The following is a 20709-nucleotide window of genomic DNA, read 5'->3' as shown; positions in this document are numbered from 1 at the left end:
GGATATAGGAGGTTATCAGGCTTCAGCCCCATCGCATGCGAAGAGGCTGAATTGGCTCAAGGTTTCTCTGCCCGAAAACGCAGACGCGTGTAATCGATTGTCCAGCGCCCATCTTTGCCGAGCAGACGCGCTGCCAACTGTCGAGTCACCTCAGCGAGTAGCGGTTCGCACTCGTTTTCGTCTAATACAGTGAGGTATGGACTCCCGAATGTTCTAATCCAGTCACTGACCGGATAGTCAATCACTACTGGCCGATCGAATAGCTCAATGTGCGAGACAATGAGTCCCTCGCCTTCCAGCACCTCTTGATACTCGCCTGCCTCCGGTAGATACCATGGGTCGATTTCTTTGGCGTCGAAGCCGCGACGCGTCAGTGCCTCATGAACGGCCTGCCTGATGTAATACGCGTTTCTCGCGCCGGCGAATTCACCAACAAATCGCCCGCCCGGCTTCAGAGCCCTTGCTACCCCTCGCACTACAGCATCGGCGCGGCGCATCCAATGCATCGCTGCATTGCTGAAGGCGCCATCGAATTCTTGAAAATAATCGAGTTCTTCCGCATTACCAACGCGAACATCGAGACCACGCGCCTGCGCCGCTGCTACCAGTTCGGGGCTGTAGTCAACACCGCTCATCATAGCGCCCGCCGCGGCAATCTTTTCAGTCAGGTAACCATCGCCACAGCCTATGTCGAGGATACGCTCACCTGGTCTAGGGTCCAGTAATTCAACTGCCCGCGCGGCAAGATCACCAACAAATCGGGCGTTGCTCTCATAGAGCGTGGTACTCCACTTTTGGCGTTGCGATGTACCGCGTTCAAAGACTTTCGTGCTCATTACCGCGCCTCGATACGGGTATGAATGTCGGCCATCGCTTTTGCTGTCTTACCATCGACGAATGTCCGGTTGAGCATTGTATGGTCAGTGTGCGTCGGACCCGAGTCTGAATCTGGGTGGTATATGACAATACGCATGTTTTCTTCTCCACTTTGGAAGCTATGCGCAACGCCAGGCGGAATCACGAAAGCCGTGCCAGCGCGAAACGCCAGCAGTCCCTGATGTGTGTCGCAATGACCGTCACCGGAAAGAATCAGCCCGACCCGTATGGTCGGATGAGTGTGCAACGTTTGCGAAGTCTGAAGTGGCAAATGCAGAAAATTCAGGCAAGGTTCGCCGCGAGTAGGTGGTGAAATTAGTAAGCTACTCGTACAGCCATCGATATAGCGCAGTCGACCAACGTCCTCGATCGGTCCGCCCATCAGAGTTACGCCCTTGTAACCGAGGCTCGTGGTAACTAAGGCTTTGGCGTTGCCTCTCAACGACAATGCGCCAGGAAAGCAACCAAATTGCCCGCTCCGTAACCGATAGACGCTTCCGTCGTGTGAGACATCCACTTCACCGGATTGCACAACGATGAAATGTGTGGAATCTGCATCGAGTCCCTGCGTATCTCCCGGCGAAATAAGAACTTTGGTTGGGCAATCCGTCTGGCGGTAGTCGAGCGCGACAGCCTCATTCATCGAAAACACCGACATCTTTTCGTTACACGGCGTATGCATATCAACAGCCATCATGGTTTCCCCACTCTCCGATTCATCAGTTTTAAAGGTCCGTTACTTCACCTTAATTTATTTTCGAGATACACCTATCAATCAGATAGGTTGTAAAGAGATACCCGTGTGGTAAACATGCACGGATTTCTTACGGTTCTACGTTGAATCTGCCCCGGGCATTGAGGCGACATTTGACAATGTTTGCAGAAGATTTGTTTTAAGTCAGATCGCCGGCTGGTGCCGATCTTGCCGCCGACATGGTTTTCAGCTGCCCGGTCCAAATAAAGAGATGACAAAAGTCCCTCTGGCCTCGTTATCATTCGCCCTCCGCATTTCGTCTGACAAACAATTTGATGTGGGTGTTGCTGGGAGACGACCGACGACAGAGTCTGTGGCCGTCTCATCGGCTATGGCTCCCAATTTCAAAATGATTTCACCCTAACATTAGTGGGTTGCCGGTGAACTTGAAACAGCTTGTTGAACAAAGAGCCGTCGAAGCCTCTGGCGAAATTGGATACCGGTTTTTGCCCAATGACCGAGACGAACTCTGCCTGACTTATGGACAGCTGTTTCGCCGCGTGCAGCAATTGGCGTCAGATATAAAATGCCACATTCCGGCTGGTCAGCGCGTATTGCTAATCTACCCTGCGGGCCTCGAGTTCATTTGCGCCTTCTACGCCTGCGTCTTGGCGGATGTGGTTGCCGTGCCGCTGCCGCTGCCGAAGGCGGACGACAAAATGCAACGGCTCGCGCATGTCATCCGCGACTGCGCGCCAGCGGCCATATTGTCGCAAACGGCGACTCTTGATCAAGTTCGCGCGTTACTTTCTGATCCGATGCAGGCAACCGTTGTCGCCACGGATATCGCATTTGAATGCGAGCAGACAATTGTCTCGCCGTGTAAAGCAGATCTTGAGGTCGCATTTCTGCAATACACATCAGGCAGCACCGGAAATCCGAAAGGCGTTATTGTCAGTCATGACAACCTGCTCGCCAATCTGAAGCAGATTGAACGCGCGTTCGGTCATACGCGCGATAGCTCGGGCGTTATCTGGTTGCCGCACTATCACGACATGGGATTGATCGGCGGCATACTGCAGCCGCTTTTCGTCGGTTTCCCCGTCACGCTGTTCAGCCCCATTTCATTCGTCCAGCGTCCTTTGCGATGGCTTCAGGCCATTCACAAATACCGTTCAACGACGAGTGGGGGGCCGAATTTTGCCTATGACCTCTGTCTCGCTAAGGCGGACAGCGCGAAGAGCTTGGGACTGGATTTGAGTAGTTGGGCTGTCGCCTTCATCGGGGCCGAACCGGTCAAGGCCGACACTCTGGATACATTCGCAGCTGCCTTTTCCGATGCTGGCTTCAGGCGATCCGCCTTCGTGCCCTGCTATGGACTAGCAGAAGCGACGTTATTGGTCGCCTCGGCGAATCGAGAGCGGCCCGCAGAGATCATCGAACCCACCGACGCCCGTATTTCCCGCACGCAGAGGTTCGCGCTTACCGCGAAAGACCGTCTTGTTTCGTCCGGCGTTGCGGCGGAGGGCACCGATGTGCGTATTGCACGTATCGACTCGGACGATCTGAGCGAGAACGGAGAGGTCGGTGAAATCGTGGTCCGGAGCCCCAGTGTTTCAAGTGGTTACTGGAACCGGCGTACCGATGCGCCGCACGGGGGTCATCCACTCTCTATCCGCACCGGCGATTTGGGATTCCTGCTGGACTCCCAGCTTTTTGTCACGGGCCGATTGGTCGATCTGATCGTCATCAGAGGCAGAAACATTTTCCCGGAAGATATTGAGGCGACCGCCGAACAGGCCGAGCAGAGGCTCGCTCACGAATGCGCAGTGGCCTTTTGCGTCGAAGGCGATTCGGGCGAGGAAGTGGTGTTGGTGCAGGAAATCAGCGCCCGGACCTTGCGTTCCGTGGACTTGCGCGAGACACGAGAGCTCGTTTCGCACTTGGTTCTACAACACCACGGCGTCTGCCTGTCGGATTTTGTCCCTGTGAAGACTGGAAGCCTTGCGCGCACAAGCAGCGGAAAGATCAGCCGCTCCGCAACTCGGCAGTTGTACATGGCCAGAAAGCTTCAACCATTGACAACGTCAAAACTCGACTGAGGGAAATCAAAGATCATGGCGAAGATACTCATCGACAACCCCGTTCTGGCGCGCTCACAGCAACGTGTCGCGTTGATGACGGTCACCGTGCCGATGCTTGGCGCGGCTGCGGCTCTCTACTGGGCTTTAACGCGCGGAATCAGCGTTACTACCGTCGCTGTCTGCGTTCCACTCTATCTACTGACTACAGCCGGATTGACGGTCGGATTCCACCGTCTGTTCACTCACAAGTCGTTCAAGCCGAACGTGCCGGTCAAAGCCGTACTGGCAATACTGGGCATGATGGCTGCGCAAGGTCCGTTGCTATTCTGGGTCGCGAGTCACCGCCGCCATCACGCGTTCAGCGATACCAGGGACGATTGCCACTCCCCCTGTACACACGGCGCCGGGCTCTCGGGAACGATCAGGGGACTGTGGCATGCGCACTTCGGATGGATGCTTAAGACGGAGGTGACCAATGTCCCGATGTTTGCAAGGGACATATTGCAGGACGACCTGGTCATGTTGCTGAACCGCTACTACCTTCTGTGGGTCTTGCTTGGCTTGGCGATACCGGCTGGCGTGGGAGCGATCAGCCCCGGCGGTTGGGAAGGCGCCATGGAGGGCATTCTCTGGGGTGGGCTGTTCAGGATTTGCTTCGTTCATCAGATCACTTGGGGCTTGAACTCCCTCAATCACGTGTTCGGGCGCCGCAGGTACAAGAGCGAAGACAACAGCCGCAACATCGGCTGGCTCGCGCTGATCACGATGGGCGAAGGCTGGCATAACAATCATCATGCGTACCCTAGTTCGGCACGGTTTGGACACGCATGGTGGGAGCTGGATATCGGCTACGGCTTGATTCGCTTGCTCCAGCTCTGCGGCCTGTGTACCGACGTCTGTCTGCCCGATCGCAATGCACTAGCAAAAAAACAAGCCGCCTCCTTTTCCAACGCCAACTAAGATTTGCTATGCACGATACCAACGCATCCATCGGACCAGCTATTCCGAACGAGAGCACCACGCAAGCCCAGCTGGAAGAATGGTTTGTGTCATACATCGCCGACCTGCGCGGCATGAAACGGGAGAAGATTTCCCGCACAGTTGTCCTGAGCAAGTACGGCCTCGATTCGGCCTCGGCGGTCGCGTTGAGCGGAGACTTGATGGATTGGCTGAAGTGCGACGTTGATCCCACGCTGCTTTACGAGTATCCGACGATCGAAAAAGCGGCCGCTTACCTAATGGAACGACATTCGGAGGCTCGCCGTGGCTGACAACCTGTGCTCCATTGTCCCGTCTTCTGCGGGCGCCTCCGAGCAAGCCATCCAAGCCCACTATGACGTCAGCAACGATTTCTATGCGCTGTGGCTTGATTCATCGATGGCGTATTCCTGCGCGCTGTGGGACGACGAAGACGCCGGCGACACGCTGCATCTCGCCCAATTGCGCAAGTTCGACTATCACCTTAGTGAAGCGCAAGCCCACGGCAAGGCGCGTTTACTGGACGTCGGATCGGGCTGGGGGGCACTGCTCGAACGCGCCGTCACGCATTACGGCGTTGGACACGCGGTCGGCCTGACACTGAGCCGTGCGCAGGCGGATTGGGTTGCTCAGTCGGCGTCCGAGCGTGTGTCGGTGCTGCTGGAGAGTTGGGCCGATCATGCGCCCGAGGCATCCTACGACGCAATCGTCTCGATCGGCGCCTTCGAGCACTTCGCCAAAATCGGGCTACCCAAGGCCCAAAAAATCGAAGCGTACCGACGCTTCTTCAAGTGGTGCCACGAACACGCGAGCGACAACTGCACGCTGTCCCTGCAGTCCATCGTTTACGAAAACTACGACGAGCAAAATCCGAATCCGTTTGTCGAAGAGATATTTCCGGAATCTGAGCTTCCGCGCCTGTCGGAAATCCTGGCTGCGTGCGAGGGCCTGTTTGAAGTCACCCGGATGCGCAATGATCGGCACCACTACGCAAGAACGCTGCAGGTGTGGTACGCGAACCTGCGCAAGCACCGCGACGAGGCGATTGCGCAGGTCGGCGAAGCGGTCTACAAGAAGTACGAAAAGTATCTGGGCATATTTGTCGTGGGATTTCACACGGGAACAGTCAATCTCGCTCGCCTGACCGCGCGCAAGATCGCGTCCCCGAGCGTGGCACGATAGCTGCGATGAATTGCCGTTCATCACTCGGTCCTATGCGGCCCGGGCACGTCCATGTCTGGGTCGTCCCGCTGCGCGGCCGCATTCTTCCGGGAATGTTCAGGGATGGCCTGACGCATGGCGAGCGACGGACAGCGCGCAGCTACGTGGATACCGCCGCCCGGACCGGATATCTTGCGTCCCGCTTCGCCGGTCGAAAGCTGGCATCGCACTATACCGGCGAGCGGGGGCGCGATATCGAACTGCGCAAGAACGCAACGGGCCAGCCACGGCTGGTACGACCGCGCGGAAAACGCCGTTACCCCGTTCATGTCAGCGTTTCACATTGCGTGCACAGCGTGGCGCTGGCGTTTTCTCGCACCGCGCGCATTGGCGTCGATATCGATTCGATCAGAGATTCACCTGCCCTCTCGTTGGCGTTGACTCGTCATTTCCAGGCGTCAGAACGTGCGCTGACTTCGCCGCTTCAAGTCTGGAAGTGCTGGACGCGCAAAGAGGCGCTCCTGAAAGCGCTCGGAACCGGGCTCCAAGGGCTGGCGACGCTACCGCCCCTTCCTTCCGACGAGAACATTGTGCATGTGGAACATGCTCGTTGGCTCGTGGTTTCGCTGCCTCCCCCGACCAACTGCGCGCTGGCCTGCGCTGCGGAAGGCGGCCCTTGGAACGTGACGCTGTTCACGCTGGACTCATTCACCAGGTTTCTTCGGAGACGCTAATGCAACTCAAATTCTTCCGATTGCTTTTCGCTCTTCTCGACGCGCTTTCTCCGCGCCTAGCCGCGCGCTTGGCTGTTTCCGTCTTCTACACGCCGCGACGTTATCAAGCAGCGAAGTGGGAGAGTACGGCGACCGCATCTGGCAAGCCGGATAGTCTCCGGTTCGACGGCGAACATCTGGACGCCACGATCTGGGAAGGCAAAGGTCCCACAGTGCTACTGGTTCACGGCTGGCAAGGACGGCGCGGCCAGCTCGGAAAAATCGCACTCGAACTGCTAGATAGGGGCTACCGGGTCGTGACTTTCGACGGGCCGGCGCATGGCTCGTCAGCCAAGAAGCGGACGACCCTAGTCGAATTTTCCGAGGCCGTCGAGCACGCAGCCCGCCAATACGGTCCGCTTCATGGCATCGTCGGACATTCGTTCGGCGCGGCAGCCGTTGCGATCGCCCTGCGAAAAGGCGTTCAGGCGCAGCGGGCCGTGCTGATCTCGTGCCCGTTTTCGCTGCGGCACGTGGTTGGCGGCTTTGCCCGATTCGTCCGCTTGCCGGGCCGCTCGCACGAGAAGATGTACCCGATTATGCAAGGCCTCCATCACTGCGCGGATACCGAACTGTCCTTCGATACTATTGGCCCCGACTTGCGGACGCCCTGCCTGCTGATCCACGATGAATCCGACAAGTACATCCCCATCACCGATGGCGAGAAAGTCACACGCAGCATCGACGGTGCCGAGTTGGTCCGCACCCGAACCTTGGGACATATGCGCATTTTGCAGGACGAGCGTGTCGTGCAACGGGTCGCAGATTTTGTCGCCCAGCCGGTCTGCCAAACTTCGTGACAGTCTAGGCAACTCGATGACAATAACTCAATCGGAACAGATCTACCTGAGCTCGGGTCTGGTGCTTTTTTGCGCAGGCACGCTGCTGGGCATTCCCCACGGGCGCTCGAAACGCCGGGGTGACGCAAAGAACACCGAGCTTTGGCGAATCGCGCATCTGTCCACCTGTGTCGGTGGCGTTTCCGTGCTTGCGTTGGCGATGGCGCTACCACGGCTTTTCGGCGGCAACGCCGGCTACATCTTGGCGCCGTTCGCCCTGTCGGCGTACTGCTTTTTCATCGCGTGCACGCTAAGCGGGTGGCTCAACAAATCCTGGGATGACGACCGCAGTGAACCTGGCACCGCGCCAGTCTATTGGCTACAGATCGCTGCTTCGATCTTGTCCGTCATTGCCGTGTCCGTCACCTTACCCATGTTGATCTGGAGCGTGCTGTGACAAATGACACAACCTTCGATCATGGCGAAGTCATTGTCCTGCGTGGACGCGCTTATCTGGGACGTCTCGCCTACTTTGGGCTGACTATTGCACTCGTCCTGGCCGGCACCGGCGTTGCCATTCAACGCTTCGCCCTGTCGCCATGGGACGCGCTATACGTGTTACCGGTTGCGTTTATCGCCACCGCGCTCGGTGCGAACACGGGCTATCACATGTACTTCGTGCATCGGTCGTTCACGACAACGCCGTTCGTTCGCGGTTTTCTGGCCATGGTCGGCACGCTCCTTTGCCAAGACTCGATCGTGCAATGGGTAGCCAATCACAAGCGGCACCATCGTCATGTCGATATTCCTAGCAAAGATCCCCATACGCCTAGACGATTTGGCTGCGGGCGTGTGACGGTGCTAACCATCGGATTATGGTGGGCGTCGATGGGATGGAAGTTCGACCGAGTGCTGACGGCAAAACGGTTCTATGCGAGCGACTTGCTGGACGACCCGCTCGTGCGCTGGTACGACAAGCACTTCGTTGCCCTGTCATATGGCGGCTTCGTTTTGCCGTTCCTACTCGGATGCATTTTTGGCGGGGTCGACCTCGGGGTGAAATGGTTTGCCTACTTCGGGGCACTACGCGTTTTCATCGGGTACTTCTTCACGGAATTTGTGGTCAATGGTCTGTGTCACGCAGTCGGATCCGCCAAATTCCGGACCAGGGGGGCGTCGACCAATTTGCCGTTCCTGTCTCCGCTGACCCTTGGCGCCACGCTGCATCACAATCATCATGCTTTTCCGCGTGTACTGTCGCCGGCGATCGACCGCGAAATCGATCCGATGAAGCGATTCTACTGGCTGCTTCAGAGGCTGGGGATCATCGTCATCGCTCCCGGCCCGACGTCAGATCAAATTCAGGAAAAGCGCATTTCAATTGACAGGTGCATCAAGAAACTCTGATGGCTTTGTTGCGGTAAGACTCAACGAGCGAGCGGAATAGATATGCGACGTACTTATATTGCGAGATCGTAGAATTTTTCAGCGGCGGACGAATGGGTCCGCGAGCACATTGCATCTGTCCTTATATCGAACGCCTTGACGAACTTCGCCGGCATCAACTTTACCTGCTTGCCCATCGCAAAGCGGTCCGGTCTTCGGTCTGTCGTACGCGGTGGGTATCAACCTGATGCCGCGCATGCGCAACATCAAGGATCTCGTGCTGTACAAGGCTGACCGGCGGCGCAAATACAAGCACATCGACAGCTTGTGCCGTCAGGCGATTGACTGGGCACTGATCGAACGTCACTGTACCGACATGATGCGCGTTGCAGTGTCGATCCAGGCAGGCAAGATGACGCCGTCGACGATCCTGCGCCGCCTAGGATCGGAGAGAACGAAAACAAGCTCTACTTCGCATTCCGGGAGCTGGGGCGCGTGATCCGGACGCTGTTCCTGCTGAAATATCTCAATGAACCGGACCTGCGGCGCACGATTCACGCGGCGACCAACAAGAGCGAGCAGTTCAATGACTTCGCTCAATGGCTGATGTTCGGTGGCGATGGCGTGATCGCCGAAAACGTCCGACACGAGCAGCGCAAGGTGATCAAGTACAACTACCTCGTCGCGAACATGGTGATCCTGTACAACGTGCAGTGGATGTCGCGCAAGTTGAAGGAACTGCAGGAGAAGGGGCATCCGGTCGATGCCGAGGTCCTCAAGGTGCTGTCGCCTTACCGGCGCGAGCACATCAACCGGTTCGGCGACTATCTGCTGGATCTCTTGCGCTCCGTCCCACCGCTCGATCCATCGATTGATTTTGCATTCAAATCAGCAGCTTAGATTGAGATGTGGCGGATTTTTAATGAATCCCGGCCAAGCCGCGTCCTTCCGCCTCGTTCAGGAAACGCTGAATAAGGTCGCCGCCATGCGAAGGCGAAACACGGCCGAAGTGACATCTCACACAAACGGCCCGACTGCCCGCCACGGATAGCGGATAATGGATCGTGAACGAGACGCCGATCGCGAGACGGTTGAAGCCAGCGGTCACGAAATGCCGTTCGGATTGATCGGCGTGCGCGAACACGCGCCGATGCTCGGCGACTCCATGCGGATCGATACAGCGCAAAGCGCCGACTTCGCGATTGCGGTCAGGTTTCCCTGGCAATGGATGCAACCGGGAGAGATCACCCCATGATCAAGGTGTTGCTGGCCGACGACCACACGCTCGTGCGCGACGGACTGCGCCATATCCTGCAGCAGGCGAGCGGCTTCGAAGTGGCCGGCGAAGCTTGCGACAGCGCGACGACGATCGCGCTGATTCGCGCGACGCAGGCCCACGTGCTCGTGCTCGACCTGTCGATGCCGGGGCGCAATGGCATTGAACTGATCAAGCAGATCAAGGAGGAAAAACCCGGCCTGCGGATTCTGGTGCTAACGATGCACGCCGAGCAGCAATACGCGGTGCGCGCGTTCAAGGCGGGCGCGTCCGGCTATCTGACCAAGGAAAGCGCGAGCGCGGAACTGGTCGGCGCGGTGACGAAAGTCGCGTCAGGGGGCGTTTATGTAAGTCTCGCGATGGCCGAACGCTTTGCCCAGAACCTGAACGAGCCTGCCGACGCGCTGCCGCACCAGCGGTTGTCCGATCGCGAATTCGACGTGTTCCGGCGCCTGGTCGAAGGCGAGAGCATCACCGAGATCGCCAACGAACTATGCGTCAGCGTGAAGACGATCAGCACGCACAAGACGCGCATCCTCGAAAAAATGCAGATGCCGAACGAGAACGGCCTGGTTCGCTATGCGATCCGCCATAAGCTGTTCGACGACGAAACCGACCTGTAGCGCTTCTGCGCTGCGAGACCCGCGCAAAGCGTACGCGAGACATCTGAAACGTCGACCTGCCACAAACCTGCCACGGTACCCGGCGACACGATGACGACACGAACCGCGTGCTCGCGGGAACGATCCGAAAGGAGACTTCGAGATGAACGATGCCGCCCAACATGACGCGTGGGAAATCGGCGAACCGCACTTCCACGCCTCCACGCCACTGGAACAGCAGCTGCGCTTTGCGCTGCATTATGCGGTGCTCGCGCCGTCGAATCACAACACGCAACCGTGGCGGTTCATCGTCGACGGCGAGACCGTACAGATCTGCGCCGACCGCATGCGCGCGCTTCCCGTGGTCGATCCTTTCGATCGCGAACTTCTGATGAGCTGCGGCGCGGCGTTGCTCAATCTTCGCGTGGCGCTGTGCCGTCTCGGTCTCGCTTATGCGATCACGCTGTTTCCATCGGAAGCCGACCCCGACATCGTGGCGCTCGTGCGCGTGTCGCGCGACGGGCCTCGCGATCCCCACCTGGACGAACTCTTCGACGCGCTGACGGCGCGCGTGACGACGCGTGCGCCGTTCGTCGACGAAGCCGTTCCGGCGGCACTGCAACGCAAGCTCAGCGACGCCTGCGACGACGAGGGCGCGATTGCCTGTTGCGTGGAGCAAACGACCGCGCGCGAGGCGCTTGCGCAACTGATCGCCGACGCCGATCACGCGCAGTTCGCGGACCCACGCTTCCGGCGCGAGCTCGCCAGCTGGATCCACCCGCGCCGGCGCGACGATGGCATGCCGGCTTACGGTACCGCCGTCGGAGCATTGCTCGACTTCGCGGCGCCGCTCGTCGGCCTGGCCGTCCGCGTATTCGATGTGGGCGCGGGACAGCCCGCTACGCTTCAGCACCTCGTGCAAGGCTCGCCGCTGATGGTCGGCATCGCCACGATGCGCGACGACCGCGAGGCATGGCTCGCGGCGGGACAGGCGCTCGAGCGCATGCTGCTGGTCGCGGCATCCGCGGGACTGACCGCTTCCCACCTGAACCAGCCGATCGAAGTGGACCCGCTGCGCGAGCGGCTCCGGACGCTGCTGGGAACGGAGGCGATTCCACAGCTTCTGCTGCGCGTCGGCCGCGGCCCGCGCGTCAGTCATGCGCCGAGGCGGCCGCTGGCCGATGTGGTGTCCTGACACGCGTGAGTCCGGGCACGCGTGGAAACGGTACCGATGGGCCCGTGATGAAGGTCGCGCGACAGCCAGACCAACGCCGGCATGGGCGATCCGACCGAAGAATCGCCATGTCATGCGCTACCCCAATGCCGCCACATGCTGCATGAACTGGACCTCAGCACTTCGCGATGGCCGCGCTTGAGCGAACGCGGCCAGCAACAATATCAAGCGGAAGAGCAGCGCGTTGCCTCGCCTCAATGTCGGTTCGCGGGCTACACCGTTACCACGATCTTTCCGAACTGCCCGTTGGTTTCGAGGTAGCGGTGCGCGTCGACGATCTCGTCGAACCCAAAGGTGCGATCGATGACCGGCTTCAGCGAACCGCTTTCGAGCCCCTTGAGCACGAACTCCACCGCAGCCTTTCGGCGCGTCGGGTCGCCACTCGTCAGCCAGATGTTGTGCGCCTTCACGGAAATCATTTTGGCGATCATCGGCAGCACGGGCAGCGTCGTGGCACGTTCGTCTAGCGCGCCGTACAGATACGCGATCCCCTGGAAGGACAGCGCCGAGACCAGTCTCGCGAAGTTCGGGCCGCCGACCGGATCGAAAGCGACGCGAGCCCCCTTTCCATCCGTGATCCGCATGATCGCTTCGACAAGGTCCGACTCGTCCGTCACGACCACGTGTGCGGCACCCGCGTCGAGCAACTGCTGTCGCTTGCCAGCATGGCGCGTGACCGCGATCGACGTCGCCCCCGCGTAATTCGCTAGCTGGATCGCTGCCAGTCCAACGCTGCTCGAAGCGGCCGGTATGACGACATAGTCGCCGGCGCCCACCTTCGCGTCTTCGATCAGCGCGCCATATGCGGTGACGAACATCATCCACACCGACGCGGCCTCGGCGAAGGAAAGAGATTTCGGGTGCCTGACGACTGCATGGTCCGGCACGATGATGACTTCGCCGTAGGTGAAGTACTGATTCATCGAGAACGACGGGATCACATTGACCTCGTCTCCGGGCGCGAAACCGCCGACGCCCTCGCCCACCACGTCGACAATGCCGGCCGCCTCGTACCCGAGCCCGGCCGGAAAGCGGACGGGCTCGATGTACTGGTCGGTGCGCCACATCGATTCCGCGCGATTGAGACCGATCGCTTTCACGTTGATGCGAACTTCACCGCGGCCGGGGCCGCGGACCGATTCGTCGACGAATCGAAGCACTTCCGGCCCACCGGCCTCGGCAAACCTGACAGTCCGTGACATCACTACCTCCTGGATGGATTGATGGTAGAGCACTGCGAAAATTACCACGTCGTTCCCGCGAGGGAATTCGACTGATAAGCGGGGAAATCCGAACAGTGCTTTTCGTCGTCGCCCCAGAACGCCGCCTCGCACAAAGAGGGTCGATCGAAAACTACGCGGCGGACGGATTTTCGCTGGTCATTCGCCTGATGATCGCGAGCAGTTCTTCGATATCGACGGGTTTGACGAGATGACTATCACACCCCGCTCCCGCTGAGCGAGCCACGTCCTCGGGCTGTCCGTAGCCCGACACGGCGACGATTTCAAGGCGCTTGCCGGCCGCCTGACGATCCCTCAGCCGACGCGCAACCTCATAGCCGCTGATTCCCGGCAGACCAAGATCAAGGAAAACGATCTGCGGCTCGAAGGCAGCGGCAATCTGAAGCGCTTCTTCCCCGCTGTGTGCGGTGCGCACATCGTGCGCGTCGAGAATCATTGCGAGCGACAGCGCGGCATCGCTGTTATCGTCGACGATCAGAACACGCAATGGGTCGGACGGCGGTCGACCTGCTTCGGCACCGTCCTTCGCCTGCTGGTTGCTGCCCTGGCAAACGGGTAGACGTATTTCGAATTCACTGCCTCTGTTCTTGCCTTCGCTCCTGGCGACAATGGTCCCGCCGTGCATCTCGGTCAGCGTCTTGCACACCGAGAGCCCGATCCCAAGACCGCCCCTGGACGGCTCGCCGTGGCAGGAACCCTGTACGAACAGATCGAACACGTGAGGCAGTGCGTCGCCCGAAATACCCGTGCCCGTGTCCGACACGGTAACGGATACCTCCTGACCGACGAGCGTCGCGCATACGACGATCCGGCCACCGTCGTCGGTGTATTTGATCGCGTTATCCAGCAGATTGGAAAATGTCTGGGTGATCCGCGCCGGGTCACCGTGGACGTACACGGGGTGCGCGAGCGGCAGACGCACGATGTCGTGATGCCGCTGCAACGCAGCCGGCATCGTGATCTCGAGAGCGTGGTCGAGTGCCAGCCTGATATCGAAGACCTCGCGCTTCAACTCGATCTTGCCGGTGGTGATCCTCGATACATCGAGCAGGTCGTCGATCAGATGCGACAGGTGGCCGGTCTGGCGTTCGATCACATTGCGCAGCCATTCACGTTTGGCGGGATCGGCTCCCGCGCCGTGGCCCAGCAGATGCGCGGCGTTGCGCACGGGCGCCAACGGGTTGCGCAGCTCGTGCGCGAGCGTGGCCAGAAAGATGTCCTTGCGGCGATCGGCGTCCTGCAATTTCGCCTCCGCGTCGGTCCGCTCCGTCACGTCGCACAAGCTGCCAATGAACGTGTAATCGTCCTGCTGAACGGGCGGACGCAGATACCCGAACATTTCGACGGTCCTGAGCGCGCGGTCGGTTACGCGGTGCAGCCGGAACGCGACATGCACCGGCTCGCCGGAGACCAGCCGGCACTGAAAATGGCATTTCAGCAGTTCGACATCGTCCGGATGAACGACCGACGTCATGAACTCGGTTTCCGTCAACGGCCCCCTCTCCTCGGGCTGCCCGGTGATGTCGTACATCTGGCGGTTTTCCCACACGCCTTGTCGCGAGGCGCCACACCACTCGAAGATGCCGATGCCGGCCGCGCTCGTCGCGACACGCAGCCGCTCCTCGGTGAGCTTCAGCGCCGTCAGCGCCGTGTGCAGGCTGTCCTGCGCCGCCGCCACCTCGGCGGCCTGACGTTGCATTTGCGCCTCGATGGCGTTTTCGATCATCGCGCGAAACGTGCGCTCGACGATGTCGTGTGCCCGCATGTGAACGTCGACGGAAGCCGCAACCGGACCGAAATACGCGCGGATCTCGTCTTTCAGAAAGCGCTGCATCAGATCGATGTTGCGAAACAGATCCGTGACCCGCCAGCCCTCTGGCCAGAACCTGCCGGGATGCGCGACAGCCACATGCGCGGATAGCGACGCGTCGCTCTCGGCGACCAGCAGGGCAGCGCATACTTCGGCCAGCATATAGGCGAAACAGTCCATGAGTCCCTGCCCGCTGTCCGCATCGGTGTGCGCTCCCTGCTCCGAGGTCTCGGCGATCCAGCGATGCATCAGTTGCTCACGGGTACGCCCCAGCCTGCGCGCCAGCCCGTTTAGCGTGATCGCGCCTCGGGAATCCAGATCGAGATGCTGTTTCATCCAGGTACCCCCGGACGAAAGCTGTGAGCCCGCGATGCCGTCCCGGCACACCGGCTTGTGTCAGTCAACCTCTTTGTCATGGACCGTTTTAGTAGGTTACGCAGCGCGCGACTATAAATAGTATCGCAGCATCCAGGGCGATCCGCCATGGCATGCGGGACAGGACGAACCACTAAAAGCTCGACGTTTCCGAGGCAAGTATCGTCGCGTGCGCGTAAGATTGCCGGGAACGCGATGAAGACGCGAAGGAGCCATGGCGATGGAGGAACCCCGGAACTCGACGCGACAGAACGGCCCCAAGGTCGCGTTTGCCCTGCAAGGCGGCGGTTCGCACGGCGCCTTCACGTGGGGTGTGCTCGACCGTCTGCTGGAGGCTTCGTCGCAGGCAACCCCGCTCGATATCGCGGCGATCAGCGGCGCAAGCGCGGGCGGAATCAATGCGACGCTGTGCGCGGCGGGTCTCGCAACCAGCGGCGCACCGAAAGCACGCGACATGCTGCGCGCCTTCTGGGAAGCGGTATCGCGCGCCGGTGCGCTGGCGGGCAACGCGCTCCTCGGCTTTTCCGAACCCGGCCCATTCGGCGGCTGGAATATCGACTGGAATCCCGCCGCCATCATGCTGGAGGCCGTGGGACTCGTCGCTTCGCCTTACGGCAATCCGTTTTACCGCGATCCGCTCGGGCCGTTGATTCGCTCCGCCCTCCCCGAACAGGATCTCGCCGCGCTCAATACCACGCGCGATGGCCCGCAACTGTTCATTTGCGCAACCGACGTACGAACCAACCAACGCGCAATTTTCACCCGCCCCGAGATTTCCATTGACGTATTGCGCGCTTCCGCATGCCTGCCGAGCGAGTTTCGCACCATCAGCGTGGGCGGCATACCGTACTGGGATGGCGGCTATCTGGGCAACCCGCCTTTGGCGCCGTTGATCGCCCATGCCCAGGACCTGATTCTCGTTCTCGCGAATCCGTTCGTGCGCCACGACATGCCGCCTAAAGATGCGCGCGGCATTCTCGACCGGCTCAATGAAATCGGTTTCAACGCGTCCGTCGTACTGGAGATCAACGCGATCGAAGCGGTCAACCGTGTGCTCGACTCGGTCGGCGAGGAAGCAGCGCGCAAAAGCCGCTTCAAGCCCGTCAGGTTTCACCTGATTCGCGACGACGATTTTCTCGCGAAGTTCGGTTTTGTTTCCAAGAGCAGCACGTCCTGGTCAATGCTCAAAACGCTCTTCGAGCGTGGCCGCGAAGTGGCGAACGTATGGCTCGAGAACGACTACGCGAAACTCGGGCAAGCGTCCTCGCTCGACGTCAAGGGTTCGTTGCTCGATCCGACGCTCAAGCACAGCGGCAACGCGAGCGCGCGACGAAACTGAAAAGGACGATTTCCATGCCGCGCACCGCATCGAGAGCGCTAGCGACGGCTTCGACGTCGGTCTGGAACCGATCCGCCATCGCGCGCACGTTAGCCGGACCGATCGCGTGTCCAGCCGCGGCTCCACGCTTGCGGCAGTAGTCTCAATCGCCTGCCCGCGAGATGACCCTCGCGATGGCCTGCGCAGCCGTCGCAACGTTGTTGTCATTGAGCGCGGCGACGCACATGCGCCCGGACCGGATCAAGTAGACGCCGTGCCGTTCGCGCAGCGTGTCGACCTGGTCTGCCGACAACCCGGTGTACGTGAACATACCGCGCTGCTCGAGGTAGCGCGCGAGCATCGTGTCCGGCACCTTGCCGCGCAGGCGTTCATGGATCTCCGCACGCATACGCATGATGCGCCGGCACATCGATGCAAGCTCTTGTTGCCATGATTGCCGCATTGCCGGTGTTGTCAGCACGCGCGCGACGATCTTTGCGCCGTGCGTCGGCGGATTGCTGTAGTTCGCGCGCACAGCGCTCGTCAATTGACCCAATACGCGCCCGGCAACATCCGGCGACTCGCAAATCACCGACAGTCCGCCGCACCGCTCGCCATATAGCGAGAAGTTCTTCGAGAATGAATTGGCCACCAACGCCGGCACGTTCTGGCGCACGAGTTCACGAATCGCAAATGCGTCCGCGTCGATGCCCGCGCCGAAGCCCTGGTACGCCATGTCGATGAATGGCAGCAGGGTCCGCTTCCTGATGACCTCGATCAGTTGCACCCATTGCGCGTCGTTCAGATCGACGCCCGTCGGGTTGTGACAGCACGCATGCAACAGGACGACGCTGCGCGCCGGCAGCGCGTCGATGGCCGATAGCATCTCTTCGAACTTGAGCCCGCCGCTCGATTCGTCGTAGTACGGGTACGTGTTGACTTCGAATCCCGCGCGCTCGAAGATGAAACGGTGGTTTTCCCACGTCGGATCGCTGACCCATACCCGTGAGCCCGCAAAATAGCGCTTGATGAAATCCGCACCGACCTTGAGCGCGCCCGAGCCGCCCAAGGTCTGCACAGTCGCAATGCGCCCCTCGGTACGTGCGGGCGAGTCGTCGCCGAACAGCAACGATTGCACGGCCTCGCGGTAGTGGGCGAAGCCCGCCATCGGCAGGTACGGCTTTGGACCGAGCTCGGCGAGCAGTTGTCCTTCGGCCTCGCGTACGGCTTGCATCACCGGTAAGCGGCCTTGATCGTCGTAATAAATGCCGATGCTCAGATTGACCTTATGGTCGCGCGAATCCTTCGCGAAGTTCTCGTTCAAGGTGAGGATCGGGTCGCCCGCATAGGCATCGATGTGTTCAAACATGCTGGTTCCCTGGATTAGGCCAAATGGTTGCAGAAACGCGGTGCCTAGCGCATCGGCACGCCAACCGGTACCGAGGCGTCCGCGCGTCGATTGCGCAAGCGATAGCCGACGCCCAGCGCAACGAGCCAAACGGGGATCAGGTAGACCGACATGCGCAGATCCGGTATCAGCCACATCACCACCAGGATGCCGCCAAGGAACACCAGACACAGATAGTTGGTAAGCGGATAGCCCAGGCTGCGGAATATGGTCGTCTCACCGGCTCGCGCTTTCGCGCTGCGAAAGCGCAAATGAATGATGCTGATCATTGCCCAGTTGATGATGAGCGCCGAGACGACGAGCCCCATCAGCAGTTCAAATGCCTTGCCGGGCATCAGGTAGTTGATCACCACGCAGGTGGCCGTCGCCACGGCGGAAACACCCAGCGCGACGAGCGGAATCCCGCGGGCGTTCACCTTCAGCAGAGCGCGCGGCGCATTGCCCTGGCCTGCGAGGCCGTAAAGCATGCGGCTGTTGCAGTAGACGCCGCTGTTGTACACCGACAGCGCGGCGGTGAGCACCACCGCATTGAGCACGTTGGCGACGAAGTTACTATTCATCGCGTGAAAGATCAGCACGAACGGACTACCGCCCGTAACGACTTTTTCCCACGGATACAGCGACAGCAGCACGCCGAGTGCGCCGACGTAGAAAATCAGGATCCGGTAGATCACCTGGTTGGTCGCGCGCGGGATGGTGTGCGAAGGATCTTCCGCCTCGGCGGCCGTAATGCCGACGAGTTCCAGTCCACCGAACGAGAACATGATGACAGCCATCGCCATCACGAGGCCCGACACGCCGTTCGGAAAGAAGCCGCCGTGGCGCCAGAGATTGGCCACGCCCGCGTCAGGGCCTGCGTGGCCCGAAATCAACAGGTAGCCGCCGAAGCCGATCATGCCGACGATCGCCGCGACCTTGACGATCGAGAACCAGAACTCGAGCTCGCCGTACGACTTCACGCTGGTGAGGTTGATCGCGTTGATGACGCAGAAGCAGACGAGCGCGGAGACCCACGTGGGCAGACCGGGCCACCAGTACTGCATGTAGATGCCAACGGCCGACAGTTCTGCCATTGACACGAGAACGTACAGCACCCAGTAGTTCCAGCCGGACACGAAGCCCGAGAATTGGCCGCAGTATTTGCCTGCGAAGTAGCTGAAGGATCCCGCCACCGGCTCGTCGACGACCATTTCGCCGAGTTGCCGCATGATGAAGAAGGCGACGACGCCCGCGATCGCGTACCCGAGCAACACGGACGGTCCTGCCGTCTTGATGGTCTGCGCGATGCCGAGAAAGAGGCCGGTGCCGATTGCGCCTCCTAGCGCGATCAACTGAATGTGACGATTCTTCAGGCCGCGCTGTAGCGTGCCCTGTTGCTGGTGTGCCACGATGTTGTCTCCTGTGTCCTGCGGTTGGTTCTGGACGCCACGCCTCGCTTTTCGCCTGCTCTGGTCGAGAGCTATCAACGGGGTTGTACGCGCGTCAAACCTTCAGCGTGCCCCGCTCGATCTGATCGCGTTCGAGCGACTCGAACAGCGCCTTGAAATTGCCTTCGCCGAAACCTTCATCACCCTTGCGCTGGATGAATTCGAAAAAGACAGGGCCAAGCAGCGGCTTGGAAAAAATCTGCAGCAGCAGGCGCGGCGACCCGTCTGCCGTCGTTCCGTCGAGGAGGATGCCGCGCGATTGCAATTCGCCCACCGCTTGACCGTGGCCCGGCAAGCGCGTCTCGAGCGCATCGTAGTAGTAGCTGTTGGGCCCCGTCATCAGCGGCACGCCTGCCATCTGCAGATTGTCGATAACCGTTATCAGATCGTCCGTCAGGAACGCGATGTGTTGAATGCCCTCGCCATTGAAGGCCATCAGGAATTCCTCGATCTGCCCGCTCCCCTTGCCAGATTCCTCGTTCAATGGAATGCGGATCTTGCCGTCCGGCGCCGTCATCGCCTTCGACGTGAGACCCGTGTATTCGCCCTCGATGTCGAAGTAGCGTAGCTCACGGAAGTTGAACAGAGTCTCATAGAAGTTGGCCCAATACGTCATGCGGCCGCGATAGACGTTGTGCGTGAGGTGGTCGACGAGGCGCAAGCCATGACCGGCCGGCCGCCGCTCGATACCTTCGATGAACTCGAAATCGATGTCGTAGATCGACTTGCCGTCCTCGAAGCGGTCGATCAGATAAAGCGGTGCGCCGCCAATGCCTTTGATTGCCGGCAATCGCAACTCCATTGGACCGGTTGCGATTTCGATCGGCTGAGCGCCCAACGACAGCGCGCGGGCGTAGGCCTTGTGCGAATCCTTCACGCGAAATGCCATGCCGCACGCACTCGGGCCATGCTCGGCGGCAAAGTAAGCGGCCGCACTGTTGCGCTCGCGATTGACGATGAAGTTGATTTCGCCCTGGCGGTAAAGCAGCACGTCCTTCGAACGGTGGCGAGCCACCAGTGTGAAGCCCATCTGCTCGAACAGCGGTTCAAGGACATTGGGTACGGGCGAGGCAAATTCAACGAATTCGAAGCCCATCAGTTGCATTGGATTGTCAAACAGGTCGGCCATGATCTCTCAGGTTCAGCAGAGGGTGAATGATTTGTGGCGAGCAACCGGCACCGAGTGGCGCTGGGTGTCGGAACAATGAAAGAAAATTTCTCCAATCGCCACGCAGGCAGCGTCCTCGGACCACTCTCTCAACGCATTTGCCGGCCGCATCGCAGCGA

The 20709-nt window shown here is 60.0% G+C and carries 19 protein-coding genes and 1 pseudogene; 13 read left to right on the top strand and 7 right to left on the bottom strand.

The window, feature by feature from the left end; translation table 11 throughout:
• Nucleotides 1-56: 56 nt before the first annotated feature.
• Nucleotides 57-836: a class I SAM-dependent methyltransferase gene (locus tag F6X39_RS04810; protein WP_187615774.1), complete on the bottom strand. Its 780-nt coding sequence runs from the start codon at nucleotides 834-836 to the stop codon at nucleotides 57-59.
• The gene (locus F6X39_RS04805) at nucleotides 836-1573 is read right to left on the bottom strand and encodes a cupin domain-containing protein (protein ID WP_187615773.1); all 738 of its coding nucleotides are present in this window, start codon (nucleotides 1571-1573) and stop codon (nucleotides 836-838) included. Before F6X39_RS04805 ends, F6X39_RS04810 begins: the two co-directional genes overlap by 1 nt.
• A gap of 443 nt (nucleotides 1574-2016) precedes the next feature.
• Here F6X39_RS04805 and F6X39_RS04800 point away from each other — a divergent pair, with 443 nt between their 5' ends.
• From F6X39_RS04800 to F6X39_RS04745, 12 genes and pseudogenes are all read left to right on the top strand, one after another.
• Nucleotides 2017-3672 (top strand): fatty acyl-AMP ligase, encoded by a 1656-nt coding sequence (locus F6X39_RS04800; RefSeq protein ID WP_187615772.1) that lies wholly within the window; start codon nucleotides 2017-2019, stop codon nucleotides 3670-3672.
• Nucleotides 3673-3687: 15 nt separating this feature from the next.
• On the top strand, nucleotides 3688-4614 hold the full coding sequence (locus tag F6X39_RS04795) for an acyl-CoA desaturase (protein WP_187615771.1): 927 nt from the start codon (nucleotides 3688-3690) through the stop codon (nucleotides 4612-4614).
• Between the two features lie 8 nt (nucleotides 4615-4622).
• On the top strand, nucleotides 4623-4925 hold the full coding sequence (locus F6X39_RS04790) for an acyl carrier protein (protein ID WP_018421997.1): 303 nt from the start codon (nucleotides 4623-4625) through the stop codon (nucleotides 4923-4925).
• Nucleotides 4918-5814 (top strand): cyclopropane-fatty-acyl-phospholipid synthase family protein, encoded by an 897-nt coding sequence (locus F6X39_RS04785; RefSeq protein WP_311667900.1) that lies wholly within the window; start codon nucleotides 4918-4920, stop codon nucleotides 5812-5814. Before F6X39_RS04790 ends, F6X39_RS04785 begins: the two co-directional genes overlap by 8 nt.
• Before the next feature lie 143 nt (nucleotides 5815-5957).
• The gene (locus tag F6X39_RS04780) at nucleotides 5958-6527 is read left to right on the top strand and encodes a 4'-phosphopantetheinyl transferase family protein (protein ID WP_187615770.1); all 570 of its coding nucleotides are present in this window, start codon (nucleotides 5958-5960) and stop codon (nucleotides 6525-6527) included.
• Entirely contained in the window at nucleotides 6527-7366 is an 840-nt protein-coding gene (locus F6X39_RS04775) for an alpha/beta hydrolase (protein ID WP_187615769.1), read from the top strand. The genes F6X39_RS04780 and F6X39_RS04775 overlap by 1 nt, the downstream gene beginning before the upstream one ends.
• Before the next feature lie 16 nt (nucleotides 7367-7382).
• Nucleotides 7383-7802 carry a hypothetical protein gene (locus tag F6X39_RS04770; protein WP_184052544.1) on the top strand — a complete coding sequence of 140 codons (420 nt, stop codon included), beginning with the start codon at nucleotides 7383-7385 and terminating at the stop codon, nucleotides 7800-7802.
• A complete protein-coding gene (locus F6X39_RS04765; RefSeq protein ID WP_187615768.1) occupies nucleotides 7799-8752 on the top strand; it encodes a fatty acid desaturase in 954 nt (317 codons plus the stop codon). Before F6X39_RS04770 ends, F6X39_RS04765 begins: the two co-directional genes overlap by 4 nt.
• Nucleotides 8753-8927: 175 nt before the next feature.
• Nucleotides 8928-9631 (top strand): annotated as a pseudogene (locus F6X39_RS04760) (Tn3 family transposase); the annotation flags it as partial.
• Nucleotides 9632-9788: 157 nt separating this feature from the next.
• Entirely contained in the window at nucleotides 9789-9986 is a 198-nt protein-coding gene (locus F6X39_RS04755) for a hypothetical protein (RefSeq protein ID WP_187615767.1), read from the top strand.
• On the top strand, nucleotides 9983-10630 hold the full coding sequence (locus F6X39_RS04750; RefSeq protein ID WP_187615766.1) for a response regulator transcription factor: 648 nt from the start codon (nucleotides 9983-9985) through the stop codon (nucleotides 10628-10630). Before F6X39_RS04755 ends, F6X39_RS04750 begins: the two co-directional genes overlap by 4 nt.
• Before the next feature lie 142 nt (nucleotides 10631-10772).
• A complete protein-coding gene (locus F6X39_RS04745; RefSeq protein ID WP_187615765.1) occupies nucleotides 10773-11804 on the top strand; it encodes an Acg family FMN-binding oxidoreductase in 1032 nt (343 codons plus the stop codon).
• A 251-nt stretch (nucleotides 11805-12055) separates the two neighbouring features.
• Here the strand turns inward: F6X39_RS04745 and F6X39_RS04740 are convergent, their stop codons facing one another.
• Together F6X39_RS04740 and F6X39_RS04735 are read right to left on the bottom strand one after the other, a co-directional pair.
• Entirely contained in the window at nucleotides 12056-13045 is a 990-nt protein-coding gene (locus tag F6X39_RS04740; protein ID WP_187615764.1) for a zinc-dependent alcohol dehydrogenase family protein, read from the bottom strand.
• A gap of 151 nt (nucleotides 13046-13196) precedes the next feature.
• Nucleotides 13197-15230 (bottom strand): ATP-binding protein, encoded by a 2034-nt coding sequence (locus tag F6X39_RS04735; RefSeq protein ID WP_187615763.1) that lies wholly within the window; start codon nucleotides 15228-15230, stop codon nucleotides 13197-13199.
• Nucleotides 15231-15489: 259 nt separating this feature from the next.
• Here F6X39_RS04735 and F6X39_RS04730 point away from each other — a divergent pair, with 259 nt between their 5' ends.
• On the top strand, nucleotides 15490-16608 hold the full coding sequence (locus F6X39_RS04730) for a patatin-like phospholipase family protein (protein ID WP_187615762.1): 1119 nt from the start codon (nucleotides 15490-15492) through the stop codon (nucleotides 16606-16608).
• A 142-nt stretch (nucleotides 16609-16750) separates the two neighbouring features.
• Here F6X39_RS04730 and F6X39_RS04725 read toward each other — a convergent pair whose 3' ends face one another.
• From F6X39_RS04725 to hppD, 3 genes are all read right to left on the bottom strand, one after another.
• Nucleotides 16751-17956: an amino acid aminotransferase gene (locus F6X39_RS04725; protein ID WP_187615761.1), complete on the bottom strand. Its 1206-nt coding sequence runs from the start codon at nucleotides 17954-17956 to the stop codon at nucleotides 16751-16753.
• Nucleotides 17957-18000: 44 nt separating this feature from the next.
• Nucleotides 18001-19383 carry an amino acid permease gene (locus F6X39_RS04720; RefSeq protein ID WP_410449876.1) on the bottom strand — a complete coding sequence of 461 codons (1383 nt, stop codon included), beginning with the start codon at nucleotides 19381-19383 and terminating at the stop codon, nucleotides 18001-18003.
• Nucleotides 19384-19477: 94 nt separating this feature from the next.
• Nucleotides 19478-20551 (bottom strand): 4-hydroxyphenylpyruvate dioxygenase, encoded by a 1074-nt coding sequence (gene hppD, locus F6X39_RS04715; protein ID WP_187615760.1) that lies wholly within the window; start codon nucleotides 20549-20551, stop codon nucleotides 19478-19480.
• Between the last annotated feature and the right edge of the window lie 158 nt (nucleotides 20552-20709).

This window comes from Paraburkholderia sp. UCT2, from assembly GCF_014397665.1.
GTDB classification, from domain to species: Bacteria; Pseudomonadota; Gammaproteobacteria; order Burkholderiales; family Burkholderiaceae; genus Paraburkholderia; species Paraburkholderia tuberum.
Note: the sequence above shows the minus strand (reverse complement) of the source record. Positions and strands in the feature narration are given on the sequence as shown.